The organism is Candidatus Gromoviella agglomerans, assembly GCF_021065005.1.
GTDB lineage: Bacteria > Pseudomonadota > Alphaproteobacteria > CAJXXZ01.
Genome location: NZ_CP069247.1, coordinates 356,792 through 374,962, shown reverse-complemented (window position 1 = coordinate 374,962; position 18,171 = coordinate 356,792). Strand labels below are relative to the sequence as shown.

Here is an 18,171-nt window from a genome sequence, read left to right as displayed (position 1 = left end):
ATTATTTGACGTATTTGAGAATAAGTTTTAATATCTTACATGATTTTATGAGATTATGACAAATGAATGTGTTATTACTGCGTAGATTGAGAAATGCAAATCCTGGAGATGTTATTTTTGTGAAGAATGGTTATGCAAAGTATCTTATCAACTCTGGAGTTGCTGTTTATCCAACAGAAGGCAATAAAAAGAAAATATCGATGGATTTAGAGAAAATAAAAGAGAAAGATTTTGAGAGAAATCAGAGATATATTCAGCTAGCTCAGCGAATTAATGAACTTGGTACTTTGACTATTGTTAGAAGTGCGAATCATATGGGAAGCTTGTATGGAGCGGTATCTCCTAAAGATATTGTGGATTTGCTAGAAGAAAATAAGATTTTTGTTGAATCAAATTATGTACGTCGTACGACAATAAACAAAGTTGGAGAGCATATTATTCATATAAAATTTCCTGTTGTAGACGCTTCATTTAAGTTGATGATAGAAAAACTAGAAGATGATCATGGATCTGAATCTTAAATATGATAATAGCAGTACTGATTATAAAGATGAGCTTATTTGAGAAATCTTTGTTTTTTGTTTGCAATTTTAGTCAGTGATGTTTTTTGTTGTTTGGGTAGATTCGTTAATGAAATTCTTACACATGATTAAATTTGTTTTTGTAACATTATTAAATTAGTTATCAAAAACTTTTCCCAAAGTAAGATAGGATCTTTGATAATATTCTTGTATGGTAGTATGATTTGTGTGTAAAATAATCCACGAGGTACAGTTTTATGAGTAGCGCTATTATTAGAGCCTCTGTTCTATTTATATCTGCATTGCCACAAATATCTGAGACTGTTTATACTCCCATACTGCCTGCTTTGTGCAAGAAATTTGGTATTTCTGAAGAAAATTCTGAATACACGATTAGTATATATTTGTTAGCTTTTTCGTTCGGTGTATTGGTATGGGGAAAGATGTCAGATTCATTTGGTAGAAAAGCTTGTGTCATATGGGGATTATTGTGTTTTATATTAGGCTGTCTGGGATGTGTTTTTTCCCAAAACGCCACACAATTTATGTGCTGTAGAGCAATTCAGGGTGTAGGTGCGAGTATAGGTAGTGTTTTAGGACAGGTGATTATTCGAGATATGTTTTCAGGCAAGGAATTAGTTAAAGTATATGCTTGGAATGGAAGTTATACTGGGTTGTTGGTGATGATTGCTTCTATATTTGGTTTGTGGCTTGGCTATAACTTTAAGTTGGTTGGAGTATTTGCTTATCTTGCATTTGTTGCATTGTTAATGGAGATCTTTATACGTAAAAATATGCCTGAAACTCACCTTGATAATAATAGAAATCATGTGAAGATAATGCGTGTGTTTAAAATTATGATTGTAGACAAAAAAGTAATTGGATTTTGTCTGTTAGTTGCAGGTTGTAATGGTATAAGATTCAGTTACTTAGCTGAAGCTCCATTTTGTATGATAGAGACTTTGAGAATTGAAGAGAGATTTTACTATAGCACTTTTACACTGATAGTGTTGGGATCGTTCTTTGGTGGAATTTTTACAAAACAAATTGCAGATAAAGTATCGAGAAAATTCATAATATGGATTGGATTAATTTTGATTCTCTTTAGTGCTTTGTTCTCATTATCTTCGACTTTGTTTATTAATAAAATTCCTAATGACGCTATGGCTATGTGTTTGATAATCTCTCAATCTGTATTATCTTTTGGTCACTCAATGGTATCTCATACTTCTTTGTCTTCAGCTCTTATAAACTATACATGGTGTACGGGGACTGCTTCTAGTATATTTGGGTTTTGTTATTATATAATAATATCTTTTCTCACTCTGTGTATGGGATTCATTCATAATGGATCATTATATATAATGCCGTTGTACTTTGTATTTATTGCTATCTGCATGATTGTTTCTTACGAATTGCTAATACATAAGGAGAATTGTGACTAGTATATTGCAATAAAATTTGTATAAATGTTTTTTGCATGAATTTTTTCTGATATAATCGGCACGAATTGTTATTATGTGAGGTTAAAATGGATCTTGAATCAGCTCGTATGATTGGTGCAGGTTTAGCTGTTTTTGGTTTGTTAGGTGTTGGTATAGGCATAGGAAATATATTCTCAGCACTTATTCAAGCAATTGCTAGAAATCCTGATGTCAAAAAGAATGTTATGCCTATTGGATTTATGGGATTTGCACTGACTGAAGCTGTAGCTTTATTTGCAATGCTCATAGCGTTTTTGATACTATTTAAGTAAAATTTTGGTTGTGGTATGATATATTTCGATTATATATCTTCTCAGATATTTTGGATTATTGTCACATTCTCTGTGATGTTTTGGTATGTGAAAGCCTTTTTGTTACACAGAATGGATTCGATATTTATGTTTAGAGATAAAAAAGTTGAAGCTATGGATGCAAAAATATCTGATTTAAAGATGAAGCTGCAAATGGTTTATCAAGAAAATGAGAAATTGATGTGTTTAAGGAAAAAAGAGCTTGATCAAGTTGTACAAAAACTTCGTGGTGAGAAGGAACATTTTATGAGAAGTGAAAAATTGAAAATGGATCAGGAGCTAAAAGATTTTTTATGTTCTCGCTCGATTCAGTCTGTTTCATGTGATCATGAGCTTATTGTAGAGGAGTTTTCTGAAAAAATTGTTTTGTCTTGTAAAGGAGATGTGAAATGATTGTCGTCGATTTAGTCTGTGCTTTAGCTTTTTCTGTTTTCATTGCTATTATTTTTAAGTCTGTCCTCACTAAGTTCAAAGTAGCTTGTAATGAGTATGAAAATGATATAGAACTCAGTATAAAAGGCAAGGAGATTATAATTTCTCAGTTAGAGTACGAGATTTCTGATGTTTTTAAGCAAATGAAAGAATATACGAAAAAAAGTGATGACATCTTGTCTAAGGAAATTGAGTTTATTTCTCGATCTTATGAGGATATTTTGAATTCTTGGAGAAATGATCATAAGTACAGAATTTTCGCTCTTGGTAGGTATTTTGACTCGCTTGAAGAGCAGTTGATGAAGAAACGTTTACTGGACTCAGTTTATGAGAATTTATTGAATCGTGAATTTTCGATTGATGATGTTGTATTTAAGTTTGCTAAGTCGTTGAAAAAATAGGATAATCATCTATCTGCTAGTTTGATTATTATGGTAACTATAGGGAATAGAGATGATTTTAGTGCTTTGGTACTTAATTCTACCAATGTTGTTGTTGTAGATTTTTTTGCTGATTGGTGTGGACCTTGTAGGACTTTAGCTCCGATTATAGATAAGTTGTCTGAAATTGATGCAATAAAAGTTTATAAAGTCAATATAGATTCCATGCCTGAAGTTGCAACTGATTTCGGAGTCATGAGTATTCCAACAGTGATTTTATTTAATGCCGGAAAGGAAGTTGACCGAAAGGTTGGTGTGCATTCTTTTGATGTTTTTAGCAAGTGGATAGAGTCATTTAAGGGGTAATATGTCAAAAGATATAGTAGAGAAAATGGGAATTGTGAAAGATATTTTGCCAAATGCTGAATTTCGAGTAATGCTGACGGATGAAAATAGAATTATTAATGCATATTTGTCTGGAAAGATTCGGCAGAATCATATAAGAGTTCAAGAAGGGGATGTGGTGAAGGTCGAGGTTAGCCTTTACGATACTACTCGTGGAAGAATTGTTTTCAGAGAGAAAAAATTCCCATTACATTGAATCGTATTGTAATTAATTGATGTGTTTTTTTTGAAAATTCCTGATATTTGATGCAGTTTGATTGTTCTGACAGTTGATTCCTATTGGCATAGGATCATTCAATGCTTATAATTTGTTCCCATTCATAAATGGACTTATAAGAGGGAGTGTAGGAATATCTACTATGAGCTCACCGTGATTTATTGAGCTAAATATGTAATGGCCAAACATTATACCTGCTGCATTTAGTAGTGGAATTCCGCTCATGTATTCGTATGATTCGCAATTTTGAATTGATGGGCATTCTCCCATTACTCCTATGCCTTTTATTTCTGTTATTTCATTTTGTATATCGACAGCGTGCATGTGTCTTGATCTTAGCATTATAGTTGACCCACTGTTATTGAGAATATTTACTCTGTATGTCCAAAGGTACTGTTCGTGCTCGGATTTTTGCTTAGATAGGAAAAATACCTCGATGGAGATAGTTATTTCTGATGTTGTTTTGATATATGGCTTCACAGTTGGATAATAAAAATATCATTAGTATTGTAAAGGAGTGTATGTTTTTTTGAAGTAAATTTATTGATTTTTTTATTATCAATTTATATTGAGTTGATGATTATATTTTGTTAGTTAGATTTGTTATGATAAATTTACTAGATAAAGATTCAGAGTGATTAAATTCATGTGAACTTTTGCATTGGTAATTGTCTCATTGTAGTTGTTTTTTCTGTCATCATAACATTCATATAAGGTTAGTTTACGAATGTGTAAGTCCTTATCAAGCTTATTTTGTGTGATGATTCATGTTAAAATTTTAAGGCCGAAGCCGGAATCGAACCGACATTCAAGGATTTGCAGTCCTCTGCATCACCATTCTGCCATTCGGCCACGATATATATTAATGCAAAAAATAAATTTCGTCTATGTGATATTCAAAAAAGGCTCTATAAAAAAGTATTTGTTTCGTTAAGTATCTTTGATAAAATTAAGTTTCCCATCTTAGATATTGTGTATTGGTCCGGCCAAGGAGTTGTAATTTTACTCAAAAAAACTTTCTCTAACAACTTCATTATTGATGTTTTGACAGATGTGGGAGTTTTACGTGGAATCTCAAGAAAAAAATTTGAGGTTAGTTCAATTATTCGTGGCATTTTAGAAAGAAAATCTGAGAAATCTATCGGATCTTGGAGTGTTTTTTATGTAGATAACTTGCATTTGCTTGCCATTTTTGAAATGCCACTTTTATGCTATATGGTACAATATTTGTGCAATAGTATTAGCAAAGCATCTTGTTTGTTAAGTGATTTTCAGATTTTGCATCGCTCTCTTCTAGAATTTCTAGACTCTGCAATATATTTTCGTACTGCTGAAATAAATTTTTTCAGAAATTTTTTGTATTTAGATTTATTCTTTATAAGAATTTTGCATCATTGTGATGATTGTAGAATAAAGGAATTATACTCTCATTTAGAAAAATTAAATTTATGTCGAGGAGATGTTGTTCATTTGATTGATATGCTTGTTGATCTAATTGATTGTGAATTGAGAACAAGAATTTTGCTTGACATGCGAGGTTTTTTAAAAAATAAAAAATAATTTCTAAATTACTTGCAATTTTGAAAGGGATTAATTATTATCTCCTATAGAGTTAGTTCTGGTGGTAATAGAGATTGGGCAACACTCGATCCCTTTCCGAACTCGAAAGTGAAAACCATTCATCGCCCTTGGTACTCTGTCTTAAGGCAGTGGGAGAGTGGGTCGCTGCCGGGCTTGCTCTAATTTCTTTTTGTTATTTATTCTACGAATATTTGTTTGTGGACATTTGTTAGCATTCTCAAATAATGTTTTCTAGTGTTGGAATTTTAGATTAGATGCTTATTTCTAGCAACTATATTTAAAAACTACTTTCCCTTTCGGTTAATTTCATCTTTTCAGAAAACCTCTGATATCTAGTTCGCTATTCAGTTTCTGTCTATGAGCAAAATCCTTGCATTAACTATAAATATTGAGTAAGTTTGATGATCAAGATTTTCAGTAATTTTAATATTACTTCAACTATATGCAATTGATTGCTTTGATGTTGTATGCGAATTTCTTTTTCTAAATTATCTGCGGTGATAAAAATCGATTAACTCAATTAAATTTTGCAAATTCTTTTGAGTGAGTTCTTATTTGTGGCATAATTTCTTCTATTGGTGATGATTATTATGATTAAAATCGTATCTTGGAACGTCAATTCAATCAGAGTGCGACTACCAATTCTGGAGTTCCTCGTAAATGAAGAGAAGCCAGATATTATACTACTACAAGAAACAAAGGTGCAGTCGCATCAATTCCCTTACGAAGATATATTATCGTTAGGTTATAACTCTGTTTGTGCAGGAGAAAAATCTTACAATGGAGTGGCGATTTTATCTAAATATTCCATTGATGATGTCTGCTATTCATTGCATTCTGAGCAAGAAGCTCGTTATATTGATTGCTTTACCGCAGGAATTAGAGTTGCATCTGTCTATATTCCAAATGGACGTGATGTATGTGATCCTCACTACAAGTACAAAGAGGTTTTTTTTAGAAAATTGAAAGAAAGACTCATTTATTTGAAAAAATTTAACGAAATTTTAATTTTTGGTGGTGACTATAATGTTGCTCCAACTGATAGAGACGTTTGGAATCCAAAGCAGTGGGAGGGTGTTGTTGCTTGTACTCCAAGTGAAAGAGAATGGCTGAGTCAGGTCCAATCTACAGGAATGCACGACATTTTATGCAAAAATTTTGATGATACGAATGTTGATTTTAATGTTACATTAGGGGAACGAAGGAATGACTTTACATGGTGGGATTACAGACATCAAGCATTTCTTAAGAACTATGGCTTGAGAATAGATTATTTTTTGGTATGTGATAAGGCAAAACAAAAATTCTTATTTGGTGGTGTGTCCAAAAATGTGCGATCTCTGCAAAAGACAAGTGATCATGCGCCAATATATGCGGTTTTTGATGTATAGTCAGCTTACATAAGAGTTATATCCATTAAAAATGGCCTTGCAACACTAAGAAATAGTGGGTTCAACTGTAAATCACTCAATATTGTGAGAAATGCTAAATGTAAGAGAATTAATAAAGAATTGATAAAACAAGATTCTTTAAATATTGGAGCTTTCCATAGACAATTATAATTCTTGCATTTATTTTTGAGATCAACCACCTATGATGATAGATGTATTACTTAGAGTATTCTTACCATCTTGTTTATTTTAATAATCATACCATTCTTATTTCTTATCTTTTACAACTTTTATTTATTATTGTGGTTGTGTTAATTATCATTGCTATATTTTTTTTACTATCAGTGTTTTTTTTGAGCTTTTGATTGTTTCATCTGTTGCTTTTTTCTATTTTTATGCCATCTATTTTATAATGCTAATCTCTAGTCATTTTACTCGTCAGATTGTAATAGAATTTTGGAAAATTTTATTCAGTTTCATTAATTTTTGTAATAAATTTGAATATAGATTTTAAATATTTTTTAAATATATGAAATGAAGAAACGTTTAAAAACTCGACTTGCATTACATCTAGTATCGAGCTCTGTTGATTTTGAATGAAGTTGGAGTATTCATAACCTAATCTTGGGTACAATAGAGATTTTTTTACTACCTCTGGTGTTTTACCTAGGTTATATGCTATTTCTTTTACAAATGTTTTGTATAGATCATTTGATAATCCATTTGGTGATAGATATATCAAGCTAAAGTCATTAATCTCAATCTGCTTACAGTGTGACGCTATATTAAATTCAATTATTGAACATATGTCTGATAACGAGATAAAAGTCTGAGGTTTCGGTAATTTTGATATGAAGTATACAATTTTTCTCGATATTGTAGGATTTGTTGATGCGGTACTGATCCTTATGATGTAATTTGTTTTTTTGCTATTTTTACTTTCATGTTTCTTTACCATCTTTTTTATTGTTTTCAGAGATGTTTCATGATTTTTATCATCGATAGCTACAATTTTGAACATTTTTTTTGCATTGATTCTTAAGAAGTTACTGAATTGCTGAAATGATATTATCGTTATAGGTTTAGAATCTATTGATATATCGTTAAATATCTCATCTATGTCGTATATCAATTCATCTACTAAGTGAATGTTTTTTGCTTCATTTGCAGACATTTCATATTTAAATCTGTTCTTATCTATTTTTCTTGTTTCTATATATTTCTCCATAAGGTTAATGCACTTATAAAGTGCTTTGTTTTGTATTTGAGATATTATTTCGGCTTTTTTCACATATTTTGCTGTATCATCATGGGGAGGTCCTTCTTCACATACTGTAGAATCCAATAATTCATCTGCTATTTTGGTTATGAAATTTTCAAAGCTATTACTGAAATAATCTGGAGCAGATATGTATACATTTCCCGCGATGTTCATATATATTTTGTTGCATGCATTTGCAAGTAAAAGCATTCCTATATGATCTATACTATCCATATATATGTAAACTATTTTGTTGCTATTTTTTATGTATTCTAGTACTTTGCATAAATCAATGATTCTTGACATAGAAATATTGAGACCTTCCTGTATATTTACAACAATAGCTTTTATGCTTGAGTTTTTTGCTATGCACACTAGTTCTGATAAGAAATTGCAGAAATTTTGCTCATTTATGTCGGTTACCTGCATGTCATCGCATATTGAGATAAGTAAATGCTTTTTCATATCTATATGTACGCATATATCACCGCTTGGTATGGAATTTCTTTCTTTTACGAAGTATGATCCAACGAAAATCGTTCCTACTATAAAGCTGCTTGAAAATATTAATGCCAATACTTGGTTTCTGAATTTTGTAACCAGAGATTTGTGTATCAGCTTTTTATATATCTCCATTATGAAATCACACATCATAAGGTTAATTCTGATTTATAGATAGTAAAGTATCATAATTTTTTTATAAATCCATTTGCAAGATTTATTAGTATTTGTAAAATCATGTTAATTTGTTTCGTTTTCAGCTTTGTAATGATCCGACATTATCATGCCAGTGATGTTGTATCCAGAATCAACATATATTGTTTGGCCTGTAACTCCAGATGACATATCACTCAACAAATATACCGCTGATTGACCGACTTCATCAATTGTTACATTTCTTTTTAGAGGAGCATTTTCCTCATTCCATTTAAAAATATACCGAAAATCTCCTATGCCAGATGCTGCCAGTGTTCTTATTGGACCTGAAGAAATTGTGTTTACTCTTATGCCGCTTGGTCCTAAATCAGCTGCAAGGTATCTTGCGCTCATTTCGAGTGCCGCTTTTGCAACCCCCATAACGTTGTAGTGAGGAATGACTTTTTCTGCGCCTATGAAGCTCAATGTCAGAATCGAAGTTCCTTCTTTCATCATTTTTCTTGCTTTTTGAGTGATTGCAGTTAATGAAAAGCATGATATATCAAGGGTGTTTTTGAAATTTTCTCTAGTGGTGTTAATATACAATCCCCGTAGTTGGTCTTTGTCTGAGAATGCAACAGAGTGAACTATAAAGTCGATGGATTCCCAATATTGCGAGATATTTTTAAAGAAATTTTCTATACTTTCATCATTTGATACATCACATTCACAAACTATGTTGCAGTCTATTTGATCTTTTAGTTCATTTACTCTTTTTTGTATAGACTGACCGTAGTACGATAAAGCAATTTCAGCTCCAACTGCATGGAGTGCTTTTGAAATTCCCCAAGCTATTGACATATCATTTGCTACTCCAAATACGATACCTCTTTTTGATTGCATTATAGGATTTACCTTTTGAGATTGACTCATTTCTAATAATCAAAAAACCTTTCGTACAATGTATCATAATTTTTAATACGAATCTATTATGTTCTTGATTTACAAGCATGACCTGCCTTTACATGTTTCCTGAAATCTCTTGAGAATATATGTAAATGTGTATCAGAATTTAGTCTGAAGTACATAAAATCATGAAATGAGAAATTGGCTACAGAGTCAATCGCTGCTTTGCTAGGGTTACATATTGGATTTTTCGGCAATCCGTGAAAATTGTACGTATTATATAATGAATTTTTTGTTGTTGAACAGGCTTGAAGTCTCATGTTCTTGACTAATCTATTGATGAATACACCTGCAACTATAGGCATTTCAATAGGTATGCATTCTTTTTCGATGATTGAAGCTAGAATGATCAAATCTCGTTCGTTCTTTATAACATTTATATATTTTTCGAAATTTTTACTATTCTGAATATGAGTAATGTAGTTTTGAAATGCATTTTTTACAAATTTATTCATAGCATTTTTCATATTTAAGATAAGTTGTGTTTTTTTAGTCCCATAAATGAAGAAATATGTATCTGGTAATATATCTCCATCATCCAGTTTTGGCATTTCTCCAAAAAGGCCTTGAGTATTTTCGATAATTGATATCACTTGATACAATGTACTTCCATCTGGTATTCGCAATTTTCTTACTAAGCTATTTTTTGACTGTATCTTTTCTACGACTAAGAATGTTGGAGTGTTTTTTTGTATTATGTATTCTCCAGGTTGTATATTTTTGTGCAAGATATTCATATATATAATGAATAGTCTTTTATTGAAGATTATTCCATGTTGTACTAATTTTGTTGCGATGCTGTTGATAGTTTCATCAGGTTCTACTAATATCACTATGTTCTCTTTGCAATCTCCAATGTTGAAAAGGATTTTGTCTGAGATAAATACTAAAAAAAATACCACGCATGTGAATATGGTTGATAACAATGGTCAGTCTGACATTCCTAATGTAATCGAATTTTATACTAAAGTATTAAGTTTACAATGTGAAACTACTTCAAATATGAATTTTAGTGTAATAAGACGAGTGATACATCATGCAATAATTTTGATTTTACAAGGAAAGTTGGATCATATGAACTTTTCCAAGACTTTTGGTATTACAGAAAATAACATGCGTATGATTTATGATGTAATATTGAATAAATTATCATGTATGATAGGCAGAACAAGAAGTGAAGATATTGCAGAATTTGAAGAATTTTTTTATTCATTCAGCTATGAAAAATATCTCTTTGCGAAAAATGAGCTTAAGGCAAGTCTAAGTGTTTTTACTTACGATTTTGATTTTTTTGCGAAATTAAGTGATGCTTTCTGGGTTCAAGATGTGCATGCGGCGCTAGAAAAAATATTTTTGTTATCAGCAAGTCAGAAAAATTTGCACATTGTCGCACAACTTATACTGGATACTATGTATGGAGCTAAATTGCTAAACGATTCAGATGACGACTCTATCTTATTTGAAAGGAAAGTTTTGACAGATCAGATACGCTGTTTTTTGAATTTGGATTTTAAGTCAAACAATTTATTAGATTTATTTAATCAGCATATTGTGGTTTTTTCAAAAATTTTAAATATATGTAAGGATGTGAGCTTGAATTTTACCAATCCGTTTGTGCATTTTTTGCAAAATGTGCTAATATATTCAGAAGATTGTATAGTTAAAAATTTATCGATTCACTACTCATTATTTTTGAAAGATATTTTGAACTTATATAAGAATTTTGCAAATCAGATTGACTCTGAGAGAAGTTTGGTAAATCTGTGCTTTAATCATTCTTCTTTTCGTAATGGAACTATGTTGATAGATAATCAACGTGAGGATGGTAGTCATTCAGTTATTTATGTTAAGAGATTTGATTATAAAAGTTACGTAAAAAATGAAGCTGCTGATTCGTACGTCTATGCTGAAGGTGGGGATGATTGTCTGAGATGGGAGCATAAGGATGTTTGTTTGAATGTTCGATCGTTATCTTATGATTTTGAAAAAAATAGTTTTGAAAATTTTTTGATTCAAGACGTTATGCGTATTAGAGCTTTTGATTCTTATAAAATCTCTCTAAAAAGATTGTTTATAAAATGGGTGGAGCTCATGAATAAAAATTCATTCACTGAGGAAAAATGTGAATTTTGTTTAGCAAAAGTTCTACGAGATATTGCTAGCGAAAATAATTTTTTCATTCAAAATAAAATGAAATTTTTGATGCCAACATATCTGAAATTATTGAGAGAATTTGCTGAAAATTGCATTTGGCATAAATTTGAGCAAAAATTTAAATTGAATTTGAAGTTTCTTGGTGAGCAAGATGATGAATTCTCTTCGTTTTTGAGTAAAATTACTGTTGAATTTGTTCTAAATGAGATGATCTTTCTTAAAGATGGTAAATTGATAGTGGTTGTGTACTCATTTTACCAAAAAGACGATTATAAGTTTATTGCCGCTTTGTTGCCATATGTTTTGCATCATGAATTCAAAGCTTTTGATGTCTATGTTATGAAATTTAGACAAGGGATATTTTTATCCAAAGTTAAAATAGATGATAAGTGTATAAGCAGAATTATTGATTTATTACATTGGTATTTCAAGCATTATAAGAGATCATTGAATGAAAATTCATCTCGATAAGAACACTAATGTTTGGATAGAAGCATCGGCAGGATGTGGAAAAACTAAAGCCCTGACAGATCGAGTTTTGAGTCTGTTGATAAGCGAATTGATTAACAATCCTTCCTTTGATCCAACTCGTATATTATGCTTTACCTTCACAAATATGGCTACAAATGAAATGAATGAGCGAATTCTATTGCGTATAAAGTATTGGGCTGATGTTGCTATTGATGAATTGATAGGTGATAGCTTGATATTTGAATACGTTAAAGGAATGACTCAGTATGAGATGGAGAATTTTCAGATCAGTATAATAAAGCGTTTGTACGAATTATCTCAAAAAAAATCCTGGGTTCGAGTTCAGACTTTTCACAGTTTTTGTAAGGATATTTTAAATAAATTTTCAGCTGCATTAAACATTCCATTAGGGTTTGAAGTTATTGATGACTACAGTGATTTTTTTTTACAAGCAACTAATAACGTTTTGGGAGAATTAACTCCGTTAAGTTTTGCAGATATCTTGCAAAGAGACTTTGAACTTGCTGATAGATTAAGTTCTGATATTACTCATCTTATTTTGGGAATGATATTTGAAATGGATAGCTTTTTTGACTCTGTGCTTGAAAAAGCAAGGAATAAATACACAGCCAACATAACAAATATTGTGAATGTAATAAGTGAAATTTCTAACATGATTTCTCATTTTTATGAATATCGAGATGAAGTACATCAATTTGTGATGAATAAGTTCGGTAAATTGCCTTGGTTTGAAAATCCTTGCATTGAGACATTTTTTGACTACCAAAGCCTATTCATTACCACTACAGGAGAGATAAGAAAAGTCTGTCAGAAGAATGATTTTATGCTAAGTGAAGCGAGTGAAGTTCTTGACCTAACGCAGAAAATTCATCTTCTGAAGAAGAATATACGTGATTTTGCTATAAATTACTTTGCTCTTTTGGTAAAGAGAGAATATATTCTTCTCAAGAATATGTATGGAATGCTTGATTATGACGATTTGATTGATAAGATGTTTGATCTCGTTTCAAATAATAAAATCTCTGTTTCGGAATTTATTAATGGAAGTATAGATCACATCTTGATTGATGAAGCACAAGATATTAATCCAAAACAGTGGTCTATAATTTATAAATTATTTGAGGATATTTTATGTTCTGGGGGAGAGATAAGTTTATGTGTAGTTGGTGATCCAAAACAGTCTATATATGGATTTCATGGAGCAAATCAAAATTTATTTTATGAATACTATCAGCGATTTAAATTTTTGCTTGAAAATAGTAAGAGAAAATTTGAGATCTTGCATCTTAATAAGTGCTATAGGTGTGGAGATGAAATACTAAAATGTGTGGATAATGTCTTTTTTAATACTAAAATAGAGAGATATTATAAAGGGCATATTACTTGTGGAAAAATGAGTAAAGTTGAAATCTGGCCATTGATTATGAAAGATGACAAGGCATCTCCTCAACATAAGTTAGCAAAAAAAATTGTGATAACTATAAAAGATTTGTTTAGTGAAGGATTTACTGCTAACGATATTATGATTTTGCTCAGAAACAGAAATGAGATGTTAAATGCTTTGGTTGCAGAGTTTGATGCAAGTGGAATTTTATTCACTTCATCATTTTCAGCGAAGTTGATTGATACTCCTTTAGTCATTAATTTATTAAATTTTGCAAGATTATGCTGTGATATGAGTAGTAACTTTCATGCTAGTGAAGTACTAAAATCTATTGGAATGAGTACTTCAGCTATATTGAAAATTTTGCAAATTGATAAAAATAAGAGTATTATGGCCAATCTCATGACCAATCCACTTTATCGTGATATATCAAATATTGTAAGAGATGTCTTTGATCGAAAAGACGATATCTTTGATTTTTTTTCAAAAGCATATGCGATCATGAAGATGAAAGATTTAGAGATTTTTGATCAGTTTTTGTCCATTTTGTATGAGTATGATGGCGTAAATTGTATGCAATCTATCTTACAGTGGTTGTCTGCAAAATTAGCTAGTATAAATTCAGTTAAATTGAAAAATAGAGTGAGAATTTTTAGTGTGCATGCTGCAAAAGGACTTGAATCTGAAGTGATCTTTATGCCAGATACAACTGTTCCTCCTCTTGATGTTGATATTGAAGAGTATTATAGATTGCTCTATGTTGCTATGACCAGAGCCAAATCTCGATTATATGTTGGTGGTTGGAATAGTCCTTTATCTACCAATAACGCCTGGTATTTTCAAATCTCTAAGCTAAATCCTAATTTACTTAAGTGAATTTGTTAAATGCTCAATAGAGATGAGTAAAAGTTGGTGAGTTTTGGTGTTCAAGTTATTTATCATTGACATAATAATTATTACCAATGTACCATTGATCGTATTTTTTTGAGTTATACTACTTAATGACGAACCGTTTGTTAGCTAAGCATAAGATCAGTCGTAAACTTGGAGTTAATTTGTGGCACTTGCATAAAGATAAGAGTACTTTCGATAAAAGGCCTCATAAGCCTGGTCAAAGGCATGATGGTATGGAGAAAAAACTCTCAGATTATGGAATGCAGTTGATGGAAAAGCAAAAATTAAGAGCCCATTATGGTAATATAGTTGAGAAGCAATTCAAGAGGTTCTTTGTAAATGCTAAATCTGCTAAAGGTGATACTGGTCGTAACTTTGTAGCTATGCTTGAAAGAAGGTTGGATGCTGTTGTGTATAGAGTTGGCTTTGCTCCTACTATTTTCTCTGCAAAGCAGCTAGTTTCTCATAATCACATTCTTGTTAATGGTAAAAGAGTCAACATTCCGTCATATATAATAAAAGAAGGGGATGTTGTTGAGTTATCAGAGAAAGCAAAAGCGATGGATCTTGTAAAGAATTCTTTTGGAAATGCTCATAGGCCTATTCCATCCTATTTTCAAGCAGATCAATTTAAGGTTAAGCTATTGAAGGTGCCGGATTTTGAAGAAATTCCATATCCTATGGTGATAAATTTGAACTTGATTGTTGAGTGGTATTCTAGAAGCGTGTAACTTATTGTTGATGATCTGATTCTTTAATGTAGTTCTTGATAAAATTTTAAGCAAATTTAGAGAAATTACTTTTTTGGTTCAAGTTTTGTTGTTTTAGCTTTATTGGTTATGTTTAGATATTATGCAGTTGGCGCGATATAATTTTCTCTTTATAGATTCATAACCAATTTTGTCTGATTTGTCCTGTAGAAAAATCATTGTCTCCATTACGATACTTGTTAATTGAGCTTTCCATTGTATTTGATATCATAGTTGATGAATTTTAGTACAATTTGTTTAAGCAATTAAATGATGGGTGGAATGAACTTGCATATTGATGTATCAGAATATTTAGAAGTTTTGTTGAGTGAATATTACTCCATTTAGATGGCTAATAGGATTCTTCAGTAGTTGGAATTTTTTTATTCACTGCTTATGAATTATTGTTCATTCAACGATGCTCGTATCAGGGTTGGGAAATTGTTCTAAAGTGTTATTGCAAATATCGTCATCTTCATCAAAATTGTCGATTTTTACAGAAAGTAGAATAACTAGCTCGCGGTGCTTTCTTTGTTTTGTTTCATTACCAAAGATATTTCTTAGGATTTTTCTGTTTGCCAAACCTGGAACCCCGGATGAATTTTGTATTTTTGAATTTTCTATTAATCCGCCAATTATGATCATTGCTCCATTTTCGATTTTTATCCACGTGTCTATTTCTTGGTACTGAACAACTGGAATTGAAGAGCGAATTTTTTGATTTCCACTTTTTGCAGCTTCTATAGATACAGCTGGGTCGATTTTGAAATCTGTAATTCTTGATAACACTGGATTTATTGATAGAGTTATATATTTTTTGGAATCATCTGCACAAGCTTGAATTTTAAGAATTACACCTATCGGAATGACGTTTATTTCACTTGATAAAGTTGTTTCAGAATTTCTTTGATACATTGTTGATGTTGATGTTCTGGACAATTTGAACCAAGGGTAATTTTCGACAACTTTCATTGAGACTGGTTGATTATTTAGTGCCCTCATAAATGCGTTAGATACTATATCAATTTTTCCAAAAGTTTGCAGTGCTTTTATTGCTACTTGTGTGTCTGGATCTCCAAGAGTAAGTGATTTTTGTTGATTAGATGATGTATTTTCGTTATTTGCATCTCCATTACCAAATGGTAGGAGAATTTTTACAGGAAAATCAACAATGTGTTTAAATATATTCCAATCTATTCCAAGTTGAAAATTTTCACTCAATTCGACTTCTATTATTTTCGCTTCGATGATTATTTGAGTGAAGATCATTTTCTTAAGTTTTGATATATATCTTTTAACATTTTTATGTTGTCTTCTTGTTGCGTAAACTGATATTAGTCCAGCTTGTTTGTGTAGCATGCATCTCTTATCAGTTGGCTTTTCATTATGATCAGGTTGTGACTCTTTTTCTTCTTCATTTTTTTTCTTTTCATTTCTTCTATAAGATATGTCCTTATTATTGAGAATAAAGAGTATGTTTTGTTCTAGCTCGTTCCAGAAATCAAGTTCAGTTAGTGATTCTATAAGACTACGTGATTCATTTGTTATTCCAGAGTTTTCATTTTTCGTTCCCATGTTAGTTGATATAGAGCTATCAGTTTTGCTAGTTCTCGTGGCAAATAAAAATGATACAGAATAAGTCTGAAGATATGGAGTGTCTCTGCTTATGTATATTGTGTCGTTCTTGATGTAGTATCTAAGGGACATTATATCACACAAATCTTCGATTACTTCGTTTAGTGGTTTTTTCTCAGCGTTGTAAGATATTGCGTGAATTTCTGTTATCCCCTTATCTATCACAATATTTATTCCGTATTTGGATGCGATTGATGCTAACAATTCTTTGATATTTACTTGGTTGGTGATGTAGATAGTAACTTCTTGACGAAGTTTACTTGAGATTTTACGATGCGGTTTTTTTTCAGAAATAGGCCTAATTTCTTGATATTTAAATTTATCAAATGGGCTGGTATTTTGTTGTATGACTTGTCTTTTTCTTAATTCACAGCCAGATAAAAGTATTGTCATCGTAATTGTAAATATGATTTTTTGATAAATATATGTTAGTTTCAATGTGTTTATTAACATCTTCATAACTATATGATAGATCATTACGATATTTATACAAGGTTTGTGAGTCAGTGCGTTGTAGTTGCATTTGCTGCGTATTTTTGTGAAATTATCAAATATGAATTGAAGAGATTTGCGTTTAATTACCATTATTTATTGCAATTTTTGTTAATTTATTTCTATTTTTTTAATGATTTTTGGCTAGCTGTATGGTGTTTTAATATTTTATTGATGTTCTTTATTGATTATGAAAATTTTCGCATTCGAAATGATTCTATATTAATAGATTTTGTCAGCGGTTTGTGCTCTTTTGGTCTAAGTGCAAGTGTTTTTAATGTTGATAGTCTTTTATTCGCTATTATTTTGCTTGCATTGTTTAGCATTAACTACATTGGAGCTGGTGATGTGAAGTTGATTATTGGCAGTTTCATATATATCTCTCAGGCATATATATTCATTTTTTATATATCGATTTTTTCTATATCCTTATTTATTTTGCAGCGTAAAAGAGCTATTCCTATGGCGCCGAGCATATTGGTTTCAAGGTTGATATGTATGGATTTCTAAGGCGTATTAGTCAATATGTTTTGTTACTTATCTGAAAGCTGATCAATTAATCTCGCTTTGACCAATAGTTTGAATGAATTGGAGCATAGATCTTCAAAGATAGTTTTGATCTCAAGAAATTATATCATTTGATTGGTAATGCTATTTTGCAATATGTCAGAATTTTTTTCTGAATTGATTATCATTTCTCTTTTTTTATTAAAATGCATCAATAGATTCCCAATTGATAAATGTGATAAGTTCAAGATTTACTAATTTATTCAATAAATTCTTTCA

At 30.9% G+C, this 18,171-nt stretch carries 18 protein-coding genes, 1 tRNA gene and 1 rRNA gene; 14 read left to right on the top strand and 6 right to left on the bottom strand.

What is annotated here, in order from left to right; genetic code table 11:
• Positions 1 to 62: 62 nt before the first annotated feature.
• The 7 genes from rplI to infA all read left to right on the top strand — a co-directional run bounded on the left by rplI (position 63) and on the right by infA (position 3,729).
• Positions 63 to 521, top strand: a complete 459-nt coding sequence (rplI, locus tag Gromo_RS01585; protein WP_231158722.1) for a 50S ribosomal protein L9 — start codon at positions 63 to 65, stop codon at positions 519 to 521.
• A 257-nt stretch (positions 522 to 778) separates the two neighbouring features.
• A complete protein-coding gene (locus tag Gromo_RS01580; RefSeq protein WP_231158721.1) occupies positions 779 to 1,966 on the top strand; it encodes a Bcr/CflA family efflux MFS transporter in 1,188 nt (395 codons plus the stop codon).
• Positions 1,967 to 2,052: 86 nt separating this feature from the next.
• Entirely contained in the window at positions 2,053 to 2,277 is a 225-nt protein-coding gene (locus Gromo_RS01575; protein ID WP_231158720.1) for an ATP synthase subunit C family protein, read from the top strand.
• Positions 2,278 to 2,292: 15 nt separating this feature from the next.
• Entirely contained in the window at positions 2,293 to 2,709 is a 417-nt protein-coding gene (locus Gromo_RS01570; RefSeq protein WP_231158719.1) for an ATP synthase subunit B family protein, read from the top strand.
• A complete protein-coding gene (locus tag Gromo_RS01565) occupies positions 2,706 to 3,149 on the top strand; it encodes a hypothetical protein (protein WP_231158718.1) in 444 nt (147 codons plus the stop codon). Before Gromo_RS01570 ends, Gromo_RS01565 begins: the two co-directional genes overlap by 4 nt.
• Positions 3,150 to 3,179: 30 nt before the next feature.
• Positions 3,180 to 3,494: a thioredoxin gene (gene trxA, locus Gromo_RS01560; RefSeq protein ID WP_231158717.1), complete on the top strand. Its 315-nt coding sequence runs from the start codon at positions 3,180 to 3,182 to the stop codon at positions 3,492 to 3,494.
• Position 3,495: 1 nt separating this feature from the next.
• Entirely contained in the window at positions 3,496 to 3,729 is a 234-nt protein-coding gene (infA, locus tag Gromo_RS01555) for a translation initiation factor IF-1 (protein WP_231158716.1), read from the top strand.
• A gap of 105 nt (positions 3,730 to 3,834) precedes the next feature.
• Here the strand turns inward: infA and Gromo_RS01550 are convergent, their stop codons facing one another.
• Both Gromo_RS01550 and Gromo_RS01545 read right to left on the bottom strand, forming a co-directional pair.
• On the bottom strand, positions 3,835 to 4,230 hold the full coding sequence (locus Gromo_RS01550; protein ID WP_231158715.1) for an ApaG domain-containing protein: 396 nt from the start codon (positions 4,228 to 4,230) through the stop codon (positions 3,835 to 3,837).
• A 301-nt stretch (positions 4,231 to 4,531) separates the two neighbouring features.
• Positions 4,532 to 4,602: transfer RNA gene (locus Gromo_RS01545), tRNA-Cys, on the bottom strand.
• Positions 4,603 to 4,722: 120 nt separating this feature from the next.
• Between Gromo_RS01545 and Gromo_RS01540 the strand changes: the two genes are divergently transcribed.
• The 3 genes from Gromo_RS01540 (at position 4,723) to xth (ending at position 6,722) form a co-directional block, all read left to right on the top strand.
• Positions 4,723 to 5,310: a hypothetical protein gene (locus tag Gromo_RS01540; protein ID WP_231158714.1), complete on the top strand. Its 588-nt coding sequence runs from the start codon at positions 4,723 to 4,725 to the stop codon at positions 5,308 to 5,310.
• A 57-nt stretch (positions 5,311 to 5,367) separates the two neighbouring features.
• A 5S ribosomal RNA gene (gene rrf, locus Gromo_RS01535) occupies positions 5,368 to 5,484 on the top strand.
• A 437-nt stretch (positions 5,485 to 5,921) separates the two neighbouring features.
• Positions 5,922 to 6,722, top strand: coding sequence for an exodeoxyribonuclease III (xth, locus tag Gromo_RS01530; protein WP_231158713.1), 801 nt, complete (start codon positions 5,922 to 5,924; stop codon positions 6,720 to 6,722).
• 466 nt (positions 6,723 to 7,188) lie between these two features.
• Here xth and Gromo_RS01525 read toward each other — a convergent pair whose 3' ends face one another.
• The 3 genes from Gromo_RS01525 to Gromo_RS01515 form a co-directional block, all read right to left on the bottom strand.
• Positions 7,189 to 8,619 carry a Clp protease/crotonase-like domain-containing protein gene (locus Gromo_RS01525; RefSeq protein ID WP_231158712.1) on the bottom strand — a complete coding sequence of 477 codons (1,431 nt, stop codon included), beginning with the start codon at positions 8,617 to 8,619 and terminating at the stop codon, positions 7,189 to 7,191.
• Between the two features lie 105 nt (positions 8,620 to 8,724).
• Positions 8,725 to 9,552, bottom strand: a complete 828-nt coding sequence (locus Gromo_RS01520) for an enoyl-ACP reductase FabI (protein ID WP_231158711.1) — start codon at positions 9,550 to 9,552, stop codon at positions 8,725 to 8,727.
• Positions 9,553 to 9,608: 56 nt separating this feature from the next.
• A complete protein-coding gene (locus Gromo_RS01515) occupies positions 9,609 to 10,418 on the bottom strand; it encodes an endolytic transglycosylase MltG (RefSeq protein ID WP_231158710.1) in 810 nt (269 codons plus the stop codon).
• Here Gromo_RS01515 and Gromo_RS01510 point away from each other — a divergent pair.
• The 3 genes from Gromo_RS01510 to rpsD all read left to right on the top strand — a co-directional run bounded on the left by Gromo_RS01510 (position 10,330) and on the right by rpsD (position 15,240).
• Positions 10,330 to 12,210, top strand: coding sequence for a hypothetical protein (locus Gromo_RS01510; RefSeq protein WP_231159303.1), 1,881 nt, complete (start codon positions 10,330 to 10,332; stop codon positions 12,208 to 12,210). The genes Gromo_RS01515 and Gromo_RS01510 overlap by 89 nt on opposite strands.
• Positions 12,191 to 14,491, top strand: a complete 2,301-nt coding sequence (locus Gromo_RS01505) for a UvrD-helicase domain-containing protein (RefSeq protein WP_231158709.1) — start codon at positions 12,191 to 12,193, stop codon at positions 14,489 to 14,491. Before Gromo_RS01510 ends, Gromo_RS01505 begins: the two co-directional genes overlap by 20 nt.
• Positions 14,492 to 14,616: 125 nt before the next feature.
• The gene (gene rpsD / locus Gromo_RS01500; RefSeq protein ID WP_231158708.1) at positions 14,617 to 15,240 is read left to right on the top strand and encodes a 30S ribosomal protein S4; all 624 of its coding nucleotides are present in this window, start codon (positions 14,617 to 14,619) and stop codon (positions 15,238 to 15,240) included.
• Between the two features lie 426 nt (positions 15,241 to 15,666).
• On the opposite strand, the gene Gromo_RS01495 is transcribed toward rpsD, so the two are convergent.
• Positions 15,667 to 17,286: a FecR domain-containing protein gene (locus tag Gromo_RS01495; protein ID WP_231158707.1), complete on the bottom strand. Its 1,620-nt coding sequence runs from the start codon at positions 17,284 to 17,286 to the stop codon at positions 15,667 to 15,669.
• Between the two features lie 105 nt (positions 17,287 to 17,391).
• Between Gromo_RS01495 and Gromo_RS01490 the strand changes: the two genes are divergently transcribed.
• The gene (locus Gromo_RS01490; protein ID WP_231158706.1) at positions 17,392 to 17,895 is read left to right on the top strand and encodes a hypothetical protein; all 504 of its coding nucleotides are present in this window, start codon (positions 17,392 to 17,394) and stop codon (positions 17,893 to 17,895) included.
• The last annotated feature ends 276 nt before the right edge of the window (positions 17,896 to 18,171 follow it).